Source organism: Streptomyces sp. NPDC090741 (assembly GCF_044769045.1).
Taxonomy (GTDB): domain Bacteria; phylum Actinomycetota; class Actinomycetes; order Streptomycetales; family Streptomycetaceae; genus Streptomyces.
Window position 1 is genome coordinate 325,866 of sequence record NZ_JBIVXF010000006.1, and the last position, 14,521, is coordinate 340,386.

Annotated in this window: 13 protein-coding genes and 2 pseudogenes; 7 read left to right on the top strand and 8 right to left on the bottom strand. The window is 69.9% G+C overall.

All coding sequences use genetic code 11. The annotated features are described in order from the left end of the window. The first annotated feature begins 30 nt into the window (after positions 1-30). Positions 31-1,029 (top strand): endonuclease/exonuclease/phosphatase family protein, encoded by a 999-nt coding sequence (locus ACIQU4_RS19090; protein ID WP_403731725.1) that lies wholly within the window; start codon positions 31-33, stop codon positions 1,027-1,029. A 43-nt stretch (positions 1,030-1,072) separates the two neighbouring features. On the opposite strand, the gene ACIQU4_RS19095 is transcribed toward ACIQU4_RS19090, so the two are convergent. Beyond that, a complete protein-coding gene (locus ACIQU4_RS19095; RefSeq protein ID WP_403731728.1) occupies positions 1,073-2,632 on the bottom strand; it encodes an AMP-binding protein in 1,560 nt (519 codons plus the stop codon). Positions 2,633-2,681: 49 nt separating this feature from the next. Here ACIQU4_RS19095 and ACIQU4_RS19100 point away from each other — a divergent pair, with 49 nt between their 5' ends. The 3 genes and pseudogenes from ACIQU4_RS19100 to ACIQU4_RS19110 form a co-directional block, all read left to right on the top strand. Next, complete coding sequence (locus tag ACIQU4_RS19100; RefSeq protein WP_403731730.1) at positions 2,682-2,819, top strand: hypothetical protein; 138 nt, start codon at positions 2,682-2,684, stop codon at positions 2,817-2,819. A 199-nt stretch (positions 2,820-3,018) separates the two neighbouring features. After that, positions 3,019-3,519: a DUF4232 domain-containing protein gene (locus ACIQU4_RS19105; RefSeq protein WP_403731732.1), complete on the top strand. Its 501-nt coding sequence runs from the start codon at positions 3,019-3,021 to the stop codon at positions 3,517-3,519. Between the two features lie 24 nt (positions 3,520-3,543). Continuing rightward, a pseudogene (locus ACIQU4_RS19110) lies at positions 3,544-3,912 on the top strand (IS5 family transposase); the annotation flags it as partial. Positions 3,913-3,917: 5 nt separating this feature from the next. On the opposite strand, the gene ACIQU4_RS19115 reads toward ACIQU4_RS19110, so the two are convergent. Beyond that, the gene (locus tag ACIQU4_RS19115; RefSeq protein WP_403731735.1) at positions 3,918-4,424 is read right to left on the bottom strand and encodes a DinB family protein; all 507 of its coding nucleotides are present in this window, start codon (positions 4,422-4,424) and stop codon (positions 3,918-3,920) included. A 351-nt stretch (positions 4,425-4,775) separates the two neighbouring features. After that, a complete protein-coding gene (locus tag ACIQU4_RS19120) occupies positions 4,776-5,786 on the bottom strand; it encodes a quinone oxidoreductase family protein (protein ID WP_390800904.1) in 1,011 nt (336 codons plus the stop codon). A gap of 410 nt (positions 5,787-6,196) precedes the next feature. On the opposite strand from ACIQU4_RS19120, the pseudogene ACIQU4_RS19125 reads away from it, so the two are divergent. Continuing rightward, positions 6,197-7,042: pseudogene (locus ACIQU4_RS19125) on the top strand (IS481 family transposase); the annotation flags it as partial. On the opposite strand, the gene ACIQU4_RS19130 reads toward ACIQU4_RS19125, so the two are convergent. After that, the gene (locus ACIQU4_RS19130; RefSeq protein ID WP_403731738.1) at positions 7,039-7,731 is read right to left on the bottom strand and encodes a DsbA family protein; all 693 of its coding nucleotides are present in this window, start codon (positions 7,729-7,731) and stop codon (positions 7,039-7,041) included. The pseudogene ACIQU4_RS19125 and the gene ACIQU4_RS19130 overlap by 4 nt on opposite strands. A 64-nt stretch (positions 7,732-7,795) precedes the next feature. After that, a complete protein-coding gene (gene asnB / locus ACIQU4_RS19135; RefSeq protein ID WP_403731741.1) occupies positions 7,796-9,649 on the bottom strand; it encodes an asparagine synthase (glutamine-hydrolyzing) in 1,854 nt (617 codons plus the stop codon). A gap of 242 nt (positions 9,650-9,891) precedes the next feature. Between asnB and ACIQU4_RS19140 the strand changes: the two genes are divergently transcribed. Beyond that, positions 9,892-10,668 (top strand): MIP/aquaporin family protein, encoded by a 777-nt coding sequence (locus ACIQU4_RS19140; RefSeq protein ID WP_403731743.1) that lies wholly within the window; start codon positions 9,892-9,894, stop codon positions 10,666-10,668. Positions 10,669-10,801: 133 nt separating this feature from the next. Here ACIQU4_RS19140 and ACIQU4_RS19145 read toward each other — a convergent pair whose 3' ends face one another. The 3 genes from ACIQU4_RS19145 to ACIQU4_RS19155 all read right to left on the bottom strand — a co-directional run bounded on the left by ACIQU4_RS19145 (position 10,802) and on the right by ACIQU4_RS19155 (position 13,199). Next, positions 10,802-11,983 (bottom strand): 3-hydroxybenzoate 6-monooxygenase, encoded by a 1,182-nt coding sequence (locus ACIQU4_RS19145; protein WP_403731746.1) that lies wholly within the window; start codon positions 11,981-11,983, stop codon positions 10,802-10,804. 380 nt (positions 11,984-12,363) lie between these two features. Then, positions 12,364-12,780, bottom strand: coding sequence for a hypothetical protein (locus ACIQU4_RS19150; RefSeq protein ID WP_403731749.1), 417 nt, complete (start codon positions 12,778-12,780; stop codon positions 12,364-12,366). A 212-nt stretch (positions 12,781-12,992) separates the two neighbouring features. Then, complete coding sequence (locus ACIQU4_RS19155) at positions 12,993-13,199, bottom strand: hypothetical protein (protein WP_403731751.1); 207 nt, start codon at positions 13,197-13,199, stop codon at positions 12,993-12,995. Between the two features lie 122 nt (positions 13,200-13,321). On the opposite strand from ACIQU4_RS19155, the gene ACIQU4_RS19160 reads away from it, so the two are divergent. After that, positions 13,322-14,461: a hypothetical protein gene (locus ACIQU4_RS19160; RefSeq protein ID WP_403731754.1), complete on the top strand. Its 1,140-nt coding sequence runs from the start codon at positions 13,322-13,324 to the stop codon at positions 14,459-14,461. Positions 14,462-14,521: the final 60 nt, after the last annotated feature.

Sequence of the window (14,521 nt, forward strand, 5' to 3'; positions counted from 1 at the left end):
TCCCGCCAAGTCAAGCCTTGGGGGCCACCCATGACGCAGATCCGGATTTCCACATTCAACCTTGAGAATTTCGACGAGACCGCACCGACCGACCGCCCGACACTGGACGAACGCATCCGGCTGATGAAGCCGCAGATCAGGCGGCTGCGTGCTGACATCGCCTGTTTCCAGGAAGTCCATGGGCAAGAGCGCCCCGGCCAGCCGCGTGCGCTGCTCGCCCTCAAGGAGCTGCTCACGGGGACCAACCTCGACGGGGCCGAGCTGGTGAGCACGAAACCCGAAGACGACGCGGTCTTCGACGTCCGTAACCTGGTCATCGCCACCCACCTGCCGGTCATCAAGCACGAGCAGCTGAAGAACAACCTCGTCGCCGAGCCCCGCTACCAGCGGCTCACTGCGCTGCCCCCCGACGCGCAGCCGATCGCGATCGGGATCGAACGTCCCGTCCTGCACGCTCAGATCGACACCGATCACGCAGCACCCGGCCGCCTGCTGCACGTCATCACCGTGCACCTGAAGTCCAAGATCCCGAGTGAGATCCCCGGTCAGGTGATCGAACCCAGGAAGGGCAACTGGCGCAGCGCCGACGCCTGGGCCGAAGGCAGCTTCCTGTCGTCCATGAAGCGCATGAGCCAGGCTCTGGAAGTGCGGCGCCTGGTCGACCAGATCCTCAAGGACGACCCCGACGCGCGGATCATCGTCGCCGGCGACTTCAACGCCGAGCCGGAGGAGGTCCCGGTCCTGGCGATCTGCGGCAACGTCGAGGACACCAACAACGGCGAACTCGCCCCGAAGGTCCTGGTCCCCATCGAACGCACCATCCCGGGCGATGCCCGCTACACCCTCTTCCACCACGGTCGCGGCCAGATGCTCGACCACATGCTCGTCACCCGCAACCTCCTCGCCCACTACCGCGGCTCGGAGATCCACAACGAGCTCCTCCACGACGACTCCCTCGCCTTCGCCACCGACGACAAATTCCCCGAGTCCGACCACGCTGCCGTCGTCGCCACCTTCGAATTCGGCTGAGACCTGGATTTCATTCGACGCCGCCGGATCCTGGCGCGGTCGTCTACGGTCGGTGAGATCCGGTCGCCGCGACGGCCCGGCCGCGCAGCAGCTTCTTGTCGGGCTTGCCCGCGTCGGTCAGGGGCAGCGCGTCGACGAACTCGATGCCGGCGGGCTCGTACATGGCGCCCTTCCTCTCCCGCACCATGGCCCGCAGCTCTTCCTCGCCGACGTCGCCGCCCGGCCTGCGGACGACGACCGCGTGGACCTGCTCCATGAGGTTGGCGTCGGGCACTCCGAGCACTGCGCTCTGCAGGACCTGGGGATGGGAGTTCAGCACGTCTTCCAGTTCCGCCGTGTACACGTGGCCTCCCACCACCACGATCATGTCCTTCAGCCGGTCCACGATCGTGATGTAGCCGTCCGAGTCGACGAACCCGATGTCACCGGTGTGGAGCCAGCCGTCCCGCAGTACCTCCGCGGTGAGCTCGGGCTGCTTCCAGTAGCCCTTCATCACCTGCGGGGAACGTACGCAGATCTCGCCGTACTCGCCCGCGGGCAGGTGCCGTCCGTCGGGATCGCGGGTGGCGACCTCGACGCCTTCCATGACCTTGCCGGCGGTTCGCAGCAGCTCCGGGCGGCGCGGATCGTGGTCCTGGGGGGAGAGCATGCTGATCCCGCCCGCTTCGTTCTGGCCGTAGAACTGGTTCAGTACGGGGCCGAAGCGGCGGACCGCCGCCGCGAGTCGGGTCGGGGAGGAGGCGCAGCCCCCGTACGTGAGCATGCGCAGGCTGGAGGTGTCGGTGCAGTCGACATCGGGGTGGTCCATCAACTGGTAGAGGAGCGGCGGCAGCAGGAACATGTGGGAGATGCGCTCGCGCTCGATGGCGGCGAGCACTGCACCGGCCTCGAACTCGTCCAGCAGGACGACGGTGCCTCCGCGGCGCAGCGTGGTGTCCGCCATGAGGCCCGCGGCATGCGCGAGGGTGGTGCACACCAGGGCCCTGACCTGCCCCTCCTCGGACCAGTCCGGTCCGATCGACACGCACTGCTCGAAGGTCGTGCAGATGGCCTTGGGGTGACCGGTGGTCCCACCGGTGTGACGGATGGTGCAGATGTCCTGCGGCTGGGCCGAACCGGTCAAGACTTGCGCGGACTCCTCGGCGGCGAGCTTCACCAGATCCAGGCCCACGCCCACGCCGGCGCCTGTGCCTGCGCCGAGGACCAGTACCCGTTCCAGCGGCACCCGCTGGGCCAGGTCGGCAGCGCGCGCCTCGTAGGCGGGGTCGACCATCAGCGTCCGGGTCTCGACGTCCCGGAGGATGTCGGCGTGCACGTCGGCCGAAAGGCCGGCGTAGAGGTGGTTCACGGCGCAGCCGAGCAGCCCGGCGGCGTAGCGGGCGGCGATCGTCTCGGGAAGGTTGCCGGAGAGGAGGGTGACTGTCTGGCCGCGCCTCACCCCCTGGGACCGCAGCGCCCGGGCCATGCCGTGGACGAGGCCGCGCAGTTCACCCGCGCTCACGCGCCGGCCCCGGTGTACCAGGGCCTCACGGCCCGGTTCCTTTTCCAGGGCGTCAAGAATCTCTTCCACGTGGCTGTGGAAGTGTGCGGTGGTGTCGTCCATACCGATCCCTATTGGTTGACTTGAGCAACTAGTGGGAGGGTAACGGTCGATGATCCACACGCCCAAGCCGGACGCCGACATCCAGCCAACGTCCGCGCCCCCGCCCGCGGAGCTGCGCCGCAAGGGGCTGACAGATCAGGAACGGGCCGTGGCCTCGCAGGTCGACGGGCCGACCCGTTGCCGATGATGGCCGAACTCGCCCGCTGAGACCGCCCCCGCACCTGACGGCCGGCATGGCATGCACCCATTCGGGAACAAAGCGGACTTTCCCTTGATGTTTCGGGACATTAGCGCCGAGGAGTGTCGGGCAGGAATCCTGGCGATCCGTGGTTCCGCGGGAGTGGCTCGCGGACCGGTCGAGCAAGGCAAGGCAAGGCAAGCCCAGCATGCGAACGAACCGCACGTCCGCCATCGTCGCCGCCGCCGCTCTGGCGGCCGTCGCGAGCGCGGGCACCGCGCGGGCGGCAACACCGGGCGGCCTCGGGGCCCCATCGGCCTGTAGGCCGGCCAACCACCTCGCGAAGATCACGCAGGACCAAGCCGGTTCCGGGCACATCCACTTCCGCGTCACACTGACCGCGCCGAAGGGGTACGCGGCGTGCAGGCTGGCCGGTTCCCCGACCGACGTCGCCTTCGCGCACCACGGAACGACACTGGGTGTCACGGCCGGCCGGTACGGCGACCAGACCACCGACGTGACCTTCGGGCCGGGCCGGCCCGTCCACTTCGACGTCCAGGTCCCCAACCAGGGCCACGGCACCCCCGCGGACGAGGTGTCCTTCACCCTCCGCGCCCCGGACGGCGAGATCCCGGGCACCTCCGTTGCCGAGGGCCCCTTCGAGGTGGCCTCCGGCACCGTCATCGGCCCGGTCCGACCGGGAGCCTGACACCAGGGGCCCTGGGGACCGGACGTCATCAACGGGATGCTGTTCCGGCAGTGCACTGGGGTGCCACGGCGGGATCTACCTGCGCGTTTCGGTCCGTGGAAGACGGTGTACGAGCGACACAGACGCTGGTCGGCCGACGGCAAGTGGGACAGGATCTTCGCGGCCGTCCTGGCTGATGCCGATGCGGAAGGCCGAATCGACTGGTCGATGGTGAGCATCGATTCGACCTCCTGCCGGGCCCATCAGCACGCCGCCGGGGCTCACAGGGAGGCGCCGCGGATGCCGGCAGGGGAAAGGCGCACGCCCCGGCAGCACCGCCCCGACGAGGGACTTGGACGCTCCCGGGGCGGCCTGACCTGCAAGATCCACCTCGCCGGTGAGGGTGGACGCCGCCGGATCTAGTCGCCGGTCGTGCCGTCGAGCATCTCGCGCAGGATGTCCAGGTGGCCGTTGTGGCGGGCCGTCTCCTCGGTGAGGTGCAGGAGGATCCAGCGCAAGTCGACGTGGAGGTCGTTGCGGATGGCTCGCTTGGCCTGATCGTCCAAGCCGTTGCCACCGACCAGTTCGCGGTAGCGGGCGCTCTGTTCGGCGTATTCGTCGAGCAACTGCGTGAGTGGGAAGTCGACGGCGATACGCATCTCGCGGTCGGGATCCTCCTCGGTCCAGGGACCCTGGTCTTCCTCGCCGAGGAAGACCACCTGGAACCAGTAGTACTCGACCCAGCGGAGGTGGTTGATCACTCCGCTCATGGTCATCAGCGGTGAGCCCGGCAGGAGCGCCTTGCGAGCGTTCTCTGCCGAGACGCCATCGCACTTGGCTCGGGCGGTGTCACGTGTGTAGTCGAGAAACGTGGTGAGCTGGGTGAGCTCGTCCCACGCGGGCGGCGTGTCATCGATTCTGGTCATCGCGCGAAGCGTCCCCGATCACCGCGCCCGCTGTCGAGGTATTTGACGGCGGACCCAACCTGCTCCACCCAGCTCCCTGTCCGGCGGACCGCTACAGCGATTCAGCACCGGGGGGCCGCCCGGCATGATCCGCCGGACAGGCCCTAGCTGTTCTGTCCCGGGAGGTTGTGGACGGGTGAGCCAGGTCTCGGCTGAGGGATCTTGAAGGGGTGTGACCCAGATACGCCAGAAACCCGCCAGAACTTGATCTTGGCCTGCTGAGTGCCTGACGGTGTCGGGGATCTTGGCGATGACGGTCGGCCATGCCCTCGACATCTCAGTCTCCAAGATCCCCGACCTCGTCACCCGCGATCAGCTCTGCGTCTCCTCGCGGCGTCCAATAGCGGCCGCATCGGGTACGACGAGCAGCTTGCCGGTGGTACGCCGAGCCTCCAGATCGCTGTGGGCCTGGGCGGCCTCGGACAATGCGTAGCGGCCCGTTACGGTGACCTCAAGTGCCTTGGAGCGCACCCACTCGAACACATCGGCGGCCCGTCGGAGCAGTTCGGACCGATCGGCGATGAAGTCCCCGAGGCTGGGCCGGATCAGGGTCAGCGAACCGCCGTGGGCGAGTCGAATCGGATCAAACGGCGGCACGGCACCACTTGCCGCGCCGAAGAGCACGAGATGGCCGCGGGTTCGCAGGCTGGCGAGGCTCGCATCGAACGTGTGCGCGCCGACGCCGTCGAAGACAACCGGCAGTCCCTGACCGCCGTTGAGCCGCCTCACCTCAGCTGCGAGATCGTCGACTGCGGAGGAAAGGATCACCTCAGCGGCCCCGGCACGCTTCGCCAGCTCGGCCTTCGCCGTGGTCGACGTCGTGCCGATCACCCTGCCGCCGAGATGGGTGATGAGCTGGGTCAAAAGCAGCCCCATGCCACCAGCAGCCGCATGCACGAGCACCGTGTCGCCCCCCTGAACCGGGTAGGCGTCCTTGACGAGATAGTGCGCGGTCATGCCTTGGAGGAGCACAGCGGCGGCTGTCTCGAAGCCGATATCGTCGGGCAGCGGCACCAGCCGGGAGGAGTCCACGACGGCCCGCTCGGCATACGTGCCGGGAATCTCCACCCAACCGACCCGGTCCCCGACTGCGACGTCAGCGACGCCGGGTCCAACTTCGACGACCGTGCCGGCGCCCTCAGCGCCCGGGGTGAAGGGCAGCGGGAGGCTGTACCGGCCTTCGCGGTGGTAGACGTCGAGGAAGTTGACCCCGGATGCGGCGACCTCCACGACCGCCTCGCCCGGACCCGGCCGCGGCTGGTCCACCTTGGCCTCCTGCAGCACCTCGGGACCGCCCACTTCGTACACCTGAATCGCTCGCATGGCCCTCCAATAACGGCTCATCCCCCACCAACCCCGTTGATGGCGATTAACGGCTCATCCCCCACCAACCCCGTTGATGGCGATCCGATTCCCGGCAAGCAGACCAGCCCGCCGCCCCCGCCGAGAGCTGAGACGCCTGCTTTGCACCCGGGTCTGGGACAGGAGACCGAGGCCGTCAAGGGTCGACGAATGCACCACCCGCCGCTTCCGCACCGCCGTACGGCCACCCACCCGGACCGGCGTAGCCTCCGGCAGCTCCACCGCGCGGCGCACGAAATCGACCACCGCCTCCGGATACTCCTCCGGCCTCGGGAACCGGCCCATCCGCTGGTACGACTTCAACGCCAGCAGCAGGGCCAGCTGATCTCCATCCGCGTCCATCCGCTCCGCCGCCCACGCCGCCTCCTCCCTCACCGACCACCGCCCAGCGATGGGCCGACCGGTACCGCGCCCTGGGCGAAGCGGGCATGGGTGACCGCTCCAGCCGTCCCCATCACACGCCGCGCCGGACACCGACCCGGACCGAACGCCGGATCATCAAGGTCCGCCTCCTGCGCCGCTGGGGACCGGCCCGTATCGCCCACCTGCTCGGCCTGGTCCCCTCGACCGTCCACCGCGTCCTGACCCGCTACCGGCTGGCCCGCCTGACCCACCTCGACCGCGCGACCGGGCACGTCATACGCCGCTACGAACGCGAGAAACCCGGCGAGCTCGTGCACGTCGACATCAAGAAGCTCGGCAACATCCCCGACGGCGGCGGACACAAGGTCCTGGGCCGGCAAGCGGGCCGCAAGACCCGCAGGAACGCCGGCTACAGCTACCTGCACACCGCCGTCGACGACCACTCCCGCCTCGCCCACAGCGAGATCCACGCGGACGAGAAGAAGGAGACCGCCACCGCCTTCTGGCAACCGGCCCACGCCTTCTTCACCGGCGCTGGGATCACCGTCGAACGGGTTCTGACCGACAACGGCTCCTGCTACCGCTCACGCGACTGGCGCGACAGCCTGGCGGCGGCCGGGATCACCCACGAACGAACCCGGCCCTACCGGCCCCAGACCAACGGCAAGGTCGAACGCTTCAACCGCACCCTGCTCGACGAATGGGCCTACGCCCGCCCCTACCGGTCAGACATCGAACGCCGCGAAGCGTTCCCCGGCTGGCTCCACTCCTACAATCACCACCGCGGACACACCGCACTCGCAGGCAAACCACCCGCAAGCCGCGTCCCCAACCTAACGAGGCAATACACCTAGCCCTCTCGGTGAATCGTGTCGAGCAGGTCGTCAGCCCAGGCGGTGCTGTAGTCGTCCAGTCGCGGCAGGCCGCCCTCGTAGGGGGAGCCCGTCCACGTGAACGTGGCGCCGGGGTTGTGCGCGGCGTAGCCGCCCGCGGCGAAGAGGTGCGGGCTGCCCTGGATCTCCGGCCCTTCCGCCGTCCGCCACTGCGCGTAGACCTCGGCACGTCCGCTGCCCCGGGCCAGCGCCCCCGCCAGCGCCTCGGCGTCGACGTGCTCGCACTGCTCGGCGATGTCGAGGATCACCGCGTGGACGCTGATGCACCTGCTGTCGGCGTAGAACGCCCGGCGCAGCGCCTCGTCCAGCTCGTCGCTGCCCCGCAGCCCGCCTATCGCGGGGTCCTTCGCGGCCTGGATCGCTTCGAGGGCCGGCAGGGTCGTCACCGGGTAGGCGTGCGCCGGGCCGTCCCACAGCCGCCAGCCGAGCTCGGGCAGACGGGCGGCGATCGCCATGATCTCCGGGTCCACGATGAACTTGGGGGTGGGCTCGCGGTTGAACAGCTCCAGCGGGAAGGCCCGGTGGTCGACGAGCAGCGGCAGAGACCGGCGCCGGGCCGCGGCGCGCAAGGTGTGCAGGGCGAGACTCGCCCAGGGGCAGCCGATGTCCGACCATACGGTCACCGTCGGGCTGTCGGTTCGTGTCACCATGTCAGATCCTCCTGGGGTGGGGCTCATGTGCCCGGCGGCCTCGCGGCGGCCGGGCACACATCGGTCAGAGCTCGACGCGGACGTCGTACTCGGTGACCCAGGTGTTGAACTCGATGAGCCGCTCCAGTACGGCGCGGGCACTCCAGGGGCCGCCGAAGCCGTACGAGCCGACCGGCACGTCGAGCAGCTTGCGGATGTCCGCCTCGGAGACCAGCCGGAGCACCGGGGCGCCCTCGACGAGGAGGCCTTCGACCTTCTCGCGCAGGGCGATCTCGTACTTGCGGTCCTGCGTGGAGGGGTACGGGTTCTTCTTGCGGTCGAGCACCGAGTCGGGCAGCAGGCCGCGCATCGACGCGCGCAGCAGGCTCTTCTCGCGGCCGTCGAAGTTCCTCATCGCCCACGGGGTGTTGTAGACGTACTCGACCAGCCGGTGGTCGGTGAAGGGAACACGCACCTCCAGGCTCGCCGCCATGCTCATGCGGTCCTTGCGGTCCAGCAGGAAGTTCTCCCAGCGGGTGAGGTTGAGGTACGTCAGCTCACGCATCCGCGCCTCGAGGCCGGTCTCGCCCTCCAGCCGGGGCACCGCCGCCAGGGCCTGGGTGTAGCGCTCCTTCACGTACTCGGTGAGCCCGAGCTTGTCCCACAGGCCGACCGTGCGCAGCGCGCCGATGCCGCCACCCTTCTCGAAGGGGTGGTGCCAGGGGAAACTGTCCAACTCGACGGCTTCCTTGTCGTGGAACCACGTGTAGCCGCCGAACAGCTCGTCCGCCGCCTCGCCGGAGAGCGCGACGGTCATCCGCTCCTTCAGCGCACGGCACAGGATGAGCAGCGAGAACTCCATGTCGCCGGTGGAGACCGGCAGGTCCTGGGCGCGCAGCACGGTACTGCGCACCTCGGGGTCGAGGATGTCCTCGTTCTCGAGCTCGACGATGATGTGCTCGGCGCCGACGTGCTCGGCCACCTCGACCGCGAACGGGGTGTCCGGGTCGGCCCACTGCACGTTGGCCTCGAAGCGGTCCTCGTGACCGGTGAAGTCCACGGAGAAGGCACGGATGGGCTGTTCGACACCCTGTTTGGCGAGGGCCTTGGCGGCGAGCGCGGTCACCGCGCTGGAGTCGAGGCCTCCGGAGAGCAGCGTGCCGACGGTGACGTCCGCGACGAGCTGGCGCTCCACGATGTCTTCGAGCAGATCGCGGACGTTGGCGATCGTCGTGTCGAGGTCGTCGGTGTGCGGGGTGGCCTTGAGCTCCCAGTACTTCGTGGTGCTCTGCCCCTCGCGGGTGAAGCGCACGGTCGTGGCGGGGACGACCTCGTGCATGCCGCGGAAGACCGCGTGCCCGGGGGTCTTGACGATGCTGAAGATCTCCTTCAGTCCCTCGGGGTCGACCACGGCCTCGGCGTCCTGGTGGGCCAGGATCGCCTTCGGCTCGGAGCCGAACAGCACGCCGTCGGCGGTCGGGTAGTAGTAGAGCGGCTTGACGCCCATCCGGTCGCGGACGAGGAGCAGTTCCTCGGTACGCGGGTCCCAGATCGCGAAGGCGTAGATGCCGTTGAGGCGCTCCGCGAAGCCGGCGCCCCACTCCAGGTAGGAGCGCAGGACGACCTCGGTGTCGCTGGACGTACGGAACTCGTGGCCGAGTCCGCGCAGTTCCTCGCGCAGCTCCCGGAAGTTGTACACCTCGCCGGTATAGGTGATGACCGGCTGCGTGTCGTCGTTCTCGACGGCGGCCATGGGCTGCCGGCCGCCCTCCAGGTCGATGATCGCCAGACGGCGGTGCCCGAGGATCGCGCGGGGCGAGGTCCACAGCCCACCCGCATCCGGGCCGCGGCACTCCAGGGTGCACGTCATGGCCGACGCGATTTCCGAGTGCGCCGTCAGATCGCGCTGAAAGCTGACCCATCCGGCAAGGCCGCACATAGGTGATCGGTTCCTCTCGACAAGGGGGGATGAGCAGGCGACCAGGTGACCAGGTGTCTGTGGCCGATTCCCCAGAGTGTCGAGCGGCCCGGAATCCCAAATCCACCGGCGCCGCTTCACTTTGTCAGGTGAACATGGCTGCCCGAGGCCGCACGGGGAGGGGAGCCGGGCCGCCCGCCCGACCTGACACAGGGCTCCCCCGTCGATTGCCGCGGCCCCTGCGCGGACGCACATTCCATGAGGTGACACAGACGTCTCTCGACACCGATCCCCCGGCCGCAAGCCGTCCCGTACGCGCGCACAGGCGCCTGCCTCCCCTCCTGGTGACCGCCGGCTACGAGTTCGCGCTCACCACCGGCATGCTGTTCACCGTGGTCACGGCCGCCCGCTGGATGGCGGGACCCGGCTCTCCCTTCTCCGGGCTGCTGGCGACCCCGCGCAGCCAACTGGTGGTGATGGGGCTGCTGGTCGGCGCAGTCGTCACCGCCGTACTCGGGCCCTCCATGCGCCGCGAGACCGCCGGCCATCTCAATCCCGCGGTCAGCATCGGACTGTGGCTGCTGCGCGTCTTCCCCGGAAAGGCGGTGCTGCCCTTCGTCGTGGCACAGCTGGCCGGCTCCGTGTGCGGGGTCGCGCTGGCGCGGCTCGTGTGGGGCGACGCGGCCGCCGCGGTCGGCGACGCCGCGCTGGCCCCCGGGCCCGGCTGGGGCGCCGGACGCGTGTTCCTGGCCGAGGCGGGGTCCATGGCCGTGATCATGCTGATCGTGGCCTGCTTCGGGACCCGTCCACCGCTGCTGCGCCATCTACCGCCCGTCATCGGCGCCTGTGTCGCGGCCGTCATCATCTTCCTCGGGCCGCTCTCCGGCGGTGGCGGTAACCCGGCGCGCCAGCTCGGGCCGGCCCTCGTCTCCGGTACGACCGGCCTGCTGTGGGTCTACCTGCTCGCACCCGTCGCCGGATCGCTCCTCGCGGGCGCGGTGTGGGCGCTGGTGCGCCGGAGCCCGCGCCGACGCCGATGAACCCGTCGGGGCGTCTCCGGTAGATCCGCCGGGGCGAACCCGGTCCAGGACCGGGGGCCGCCCCTCTGCCATTCCCGCGGGCTGCCAGTCCCGCGGGCTGCCAGTCCCGCGGGCAGGCCATGGCGGGTCGGGGTCAGCCCAGGTCCGCCCCGTGGAGCCATGCGACCTTGTCGAACATGTCGTCGGGCGAAAGGCCCGTCAGCATCGCGTTGCGCTCGCGCGCCGCGTCGCCCACCGGGTGGTACAGCCGGCGGCCAATCTCACGGGCGACCAGTTGGGTACGGGCCGTACGCTCCCGGCGCGCCGCGCTGTACTTCTCCAGCCGCTGCACGACCGTGTCCTCGCAGCAGTCCAGCGACTCGGCGAGGACCACCGCATCCTCCAGCGCCTGACAGGCACCCTGGGCCGCGTACTGCAGCATCGGGTGCGCCGCGTCGCCGAGCAGCGCCACACGCCCGTCGGTCCACACGTCGACCGGATCGCGGTCGCACAGCACCCACGCCTTCCAGTCCCGACCGAGCTCCAGCAGCCGCCGCGCCGTCCCGCCCAGCTCCGGGAACTCGTTCAGCACGTGGTCGCGCCCGGTGGGCTGCCCGACGACGGCCACCTGCGCGCCGTCGTCCCGGGTCGCGGCCAGGTTCAGCCACGCGCCGCCGCCGATCGGATAGTGGACGAAGTGCCACTTGGGGCCCGCCCACAGCGTCACGGTGTTCCACCGCAGCTCCTCGGGCACCTGCTCCACCGAAACCACCGAGCGGTAGATCGTGTGCCCGGAGACCCTCGGGTCCCCGTCGCCGACCAGTTGACGCCGTACCTCCGAACGGATGCCGTCGGCCCCGATCAGTGCCGCGCCGCTGAGCCGCTCACCGCTGCCCAGGACGGCGGTCACCTCGCCCGAGCCCTGGCCGCGCTGCTCGTACGCCACCACCTGGCTACCGCCGCGCAGTTCGATCAGCGGGTGGCTGCGGCAGCCTTCGAGCAGCGGCTCGTACACGTCGGAGCGCTGCACGACCGCGTACGGATTGCCGAAACGCGTGCGGTAGTCGCCGGCCACCGGCATCGAGGCGATCCACTCGTCCGTGGTGCCGTCCATGAGCCGCAGTTCGTCGATGTAGACCGCCCGGTCGCGGACCTGTGCGCCCACGCCGAGCAGGTCGAGGGCGTGGAAGGCGTTGGGGCCGAGCTGGATGCCTGCGCCGAGTTCGGTGAACGTCTCCCTGCGCTCCAGAACGGTCACCCGGTGGCCGCGGCCCGCGAGGCCGAGCGCCGCGGCGAGTCCGCCGATGCCTCCCCCCGCGATGAGTATGTTCGCCATCTGTGGTTCACATCCCTTGGGTTGTCGTGTGTTCGAGGAAGAGTCGGCGGAATGTGCCGTGGAAACCGTGGAAACCGTGGGAGGCGGGAAAGGCCTTGGCGACGCGGGACGGGTCGTCGAGCGTGATGCAGCGGCGCGATGGCCGCGAGAGCCATGAACGTGTCCGATACGTCACCCATGTCGATGTCGAACCCGCCGGTGAGGCTGCCGTCCCCACCACCGGTGGCGGTGGGCTGTCACGGCAGGGCCCCTCCGGATCCGGTCCTCGGTGCGGCGCCCAGACCGCCGAGGGCGGCAGGAAACAGGCCGCGGTCCCCGTACTGGTGATCTCGTACGGGAGACAAGGGTGTCGTCGCTGACCAGCGGTGCTCGCAGCCGGGTCACCCATCGGCTGTGGCGGCCGGCGGCAGGACCCGGTCGGTCACGCTGTCGGAACCGGGGACACGCGCGGCGAGTTCGCGCGCCGAGATCCGGTCCAACTCGGCGGCGCGCTCGGGGGGACCGGCGCGCCGGTCCCGCTCACGCTCGTCCCACTCCGCCCGGTCCAGGCGTGCCCGCTCGCCCACCTGCCGGGCGTGCGCGAGGCCCTCGGCCGGCTCCTGGAAGCGCAGGGGGTGCGCGGGGGTGAGGCTGCCGGCCGTCTTCAGCGCCTTGATGGCCGTGCCCGGGTGGCCGTGGCCGGCCCCTTCCACGGCGTCGAGTACGTCAACGGCCAGGGCGCGGGCGACGTCCACGGCGCAGCGGTCCAGCTCGCTCCGTTCGAAGCGTCCGGTCGCGCTCCTCGGTGGGGTCCTCACGGTTCTGCTCAGGGCTCCTTGACTGATGTTCGGAACGGGGCAAGCTCCCACGGCCACCCTGCAATGACCTGAGCGGGCGGGCGCAGGATGCCGGGAGCACTTCGTCAGGTGCCCCGGACTGCGTCACGGAGGCAGCGCCGTACCGCGGTCGATCCGGTCATCGACCCGACGTGCGTCCCATCGCTGGGGAGTGACTCACAGGCCGGTGGAAGTCAGCGACGCTCCCGAGTCGCTTTGGCCACTGTCCGTGCGAGGCCGACCAGACAGCTCAGCACCGCGGCGCCCACGGCAAGGGGTTCGGCCAGCCTCGGGTGGGTAACCGCGAGACAGACTGCCGCGCCGGCGGCGAGCAGGCCCACGGCCAAGGCCAGCAGGAGCACGAGCGTGCGCAGCTCTCGGTGATCGTCGTTCCTGGTCATGAGAAGAGCCCTTCCTTCGGTGATGCGCCCATTGCAGCGGACCTCTAGCACAGCGACCGGTCGAAGGTGGGGGGTCTCTAAAAAGGGGCAAACGGTCATTGTGCGCGCCGTACGGTCACGGGATGAACCTCGCCAAGGAGCCCGGCCGGGCGGACCAGCAGCTCATCGAGCACGCCCGCGAACACGGTCTCGCTGTCACGGGAAAGCAGTTGTCCGGCTGGCGGCGCCACGGACTGCTCCCTGCGAACGTGCACGGCGGGGGCCTCGGTCGCGGCTTGGGCAGCACCTCTCAGCCGGTCCCCGACAGCTTCGCCCTGGTACTCGCTCTCGCCCGGCTGTCCGGTCGCGGGAAGCGGCCGACGGACCTGGCCCTGCTGCTGTTCGGGGAAGGCCTCCCGGTGCCTGAGGCGACGGTCCGCGCCGCGTTCCGTTCAACCGTCGATGCCGTCCGCCTTCCCGGGGGTGCCGAGTCCGGCCAGGATCTTGACGAGCAGCTGGACGCCGTGGACACCTACATCGCGCGCGGTGGTCAGGCAGCGGTCATGGTGCCGGCCCGGGCTCGCCGGGTGGACGAGCAGATCGTCGGATTCTTCGAGTCCGCGGGCGTTCCGTGGCCTCCGGCGGAGCTCGCCCAGTGGGACGAGAACCCCAGCCCCGAGCACCTGACGCCGCAGGGCGCCGCGCTGTTCGCAGCCGACGCCTTGCTCACGGGCAGCGCGCCCCTGCCGCGGATCGCTGCCCTGCTGCGGGGCATGACGCCCGGCCTGGGCGTGAACCCGATCGCGTCCCTGGTGGAAACCACCGTGCGCGACGTCCCGGACTCACCCGTCATCGGCCCCGACGACAGCCTGTCCACGCTGACCGGCGATGTCCGCCACAGCCTTCACGAGCTCGCGGCGACAACCTCACCGGAGGACCTCGGGGCCGCCTGGCGAGCTGCCCTGGACGTACGTACCTGGGCGCTGGACCTGTGCGCCCGGGCAGAAGAGGAACTCACCGCTGGGACGCCCGGCGACGCCACTACGGAATGGTGGATCAGCAGGCAGCTGCCGGCCGGTATCTCTCTCCTGGAGGAGCTGCGCACCCGCGAGGAGAAGGCATCCGGTACCGCTCTGGCGGCCCTTGGACTGCTGTTGCAGCGCGAACAACTCGCTGCGGTCGACCGGCTGCAGCCCGGCTGTCAATGGGAGCTCATGCAGACGCCCGGTTTCCTGCCTCCGCCCGTCCGTACCTTTCTGACCCTGCCTTCCGCAGCGCTCTGAACCGGTCGCGGCCCGGCCGCTGCCGGCACAGACGGTCGGGCCGGCCGATGGAGCCCGTCG

Excerpts from the sequence above, each read along its gene's own strand:
- ACIQU4_RS19090 (WP_403731725.1), top strand. The coding sequence starts at position 31 with ATGACGCAGATCCGGATTTCCACATTCAACCTTGAGAATTTCGACGAG.
- ACIQU4_RS19095 (WP_403731728.1), bottom strand. The coding sequence starts at position 2,632 with ATGGACGACACCACCGCACACTTCCACAGCCACGTGGAAGAGATTCTT.
- ACIQU4_RS19100 (WP_403731730.1), top strand. The coding sequence starts at position 2,682 with ATGATCCACACGCCCAAGCCGGACGCCGACATCCAGCCAACGTCCGCG.
- ACIQU4_RS19105 (WP_403731732.1), top strand. The coding sequence starts at position 3,019 with ATGCGAACGAACCGCACGTCCGCCATCGTCGCCGCCGCCGCTCTGGCG.
- ACIQU4_RS19115 (WP_403731735.1), bottom strand. The coding sequence starts at position 4,424 with ATGACCAGAATCGATGACACGCCGCCCGCGTGGGACGAGCTCACCCAG.
- ACIQU4_RS19120 (WP_390800904.1), bottom strand. The coding sequence starts at position 5,786 with ATGCGAGCGATTCAGGTGTACGAAGTGGGCGGTCCCGAGGTGCTGCAG.
- ACIQU4_RS19130 (WP_403731738.1), bottom strand. The coding sequence starts at position 7,731 with ATGGTGACACGAACCGACAGCCCGACGGTGACCGTATGGTCGGACATC.
- asnB (WP_403731741.1), bottom strand. The coding sequence starts at position 9,649 with ATGTGCGGCCTTGCCGGATGGGTCAGCTTTCAGCGCGATCTGACGGCG.
- ACIQU4_RS19145 (WP_403731746.1), bottom strand. The coding sequence starts at position 11,983 with ATGGCGAACATACTCATCGCGGGGGGAGGCATCGGCGGACTCGCCGCG.
- ACIQU4_RS19155 (WP_403731751.1), bottom strand. The coding sequence starts at position 13,199 with ATGACCAGGAACGACGATCACCGAGAGCTGCGCACGCTCGTGCTCCTG.
- ACIQU4_RS19160 (WP_403731754.1), top strand. The coding sequence starts at position 13,322 with ATGAACCTCGCCAAGGAGCCCGGCCGGGCGGACCAGCAGCTCATCGAG.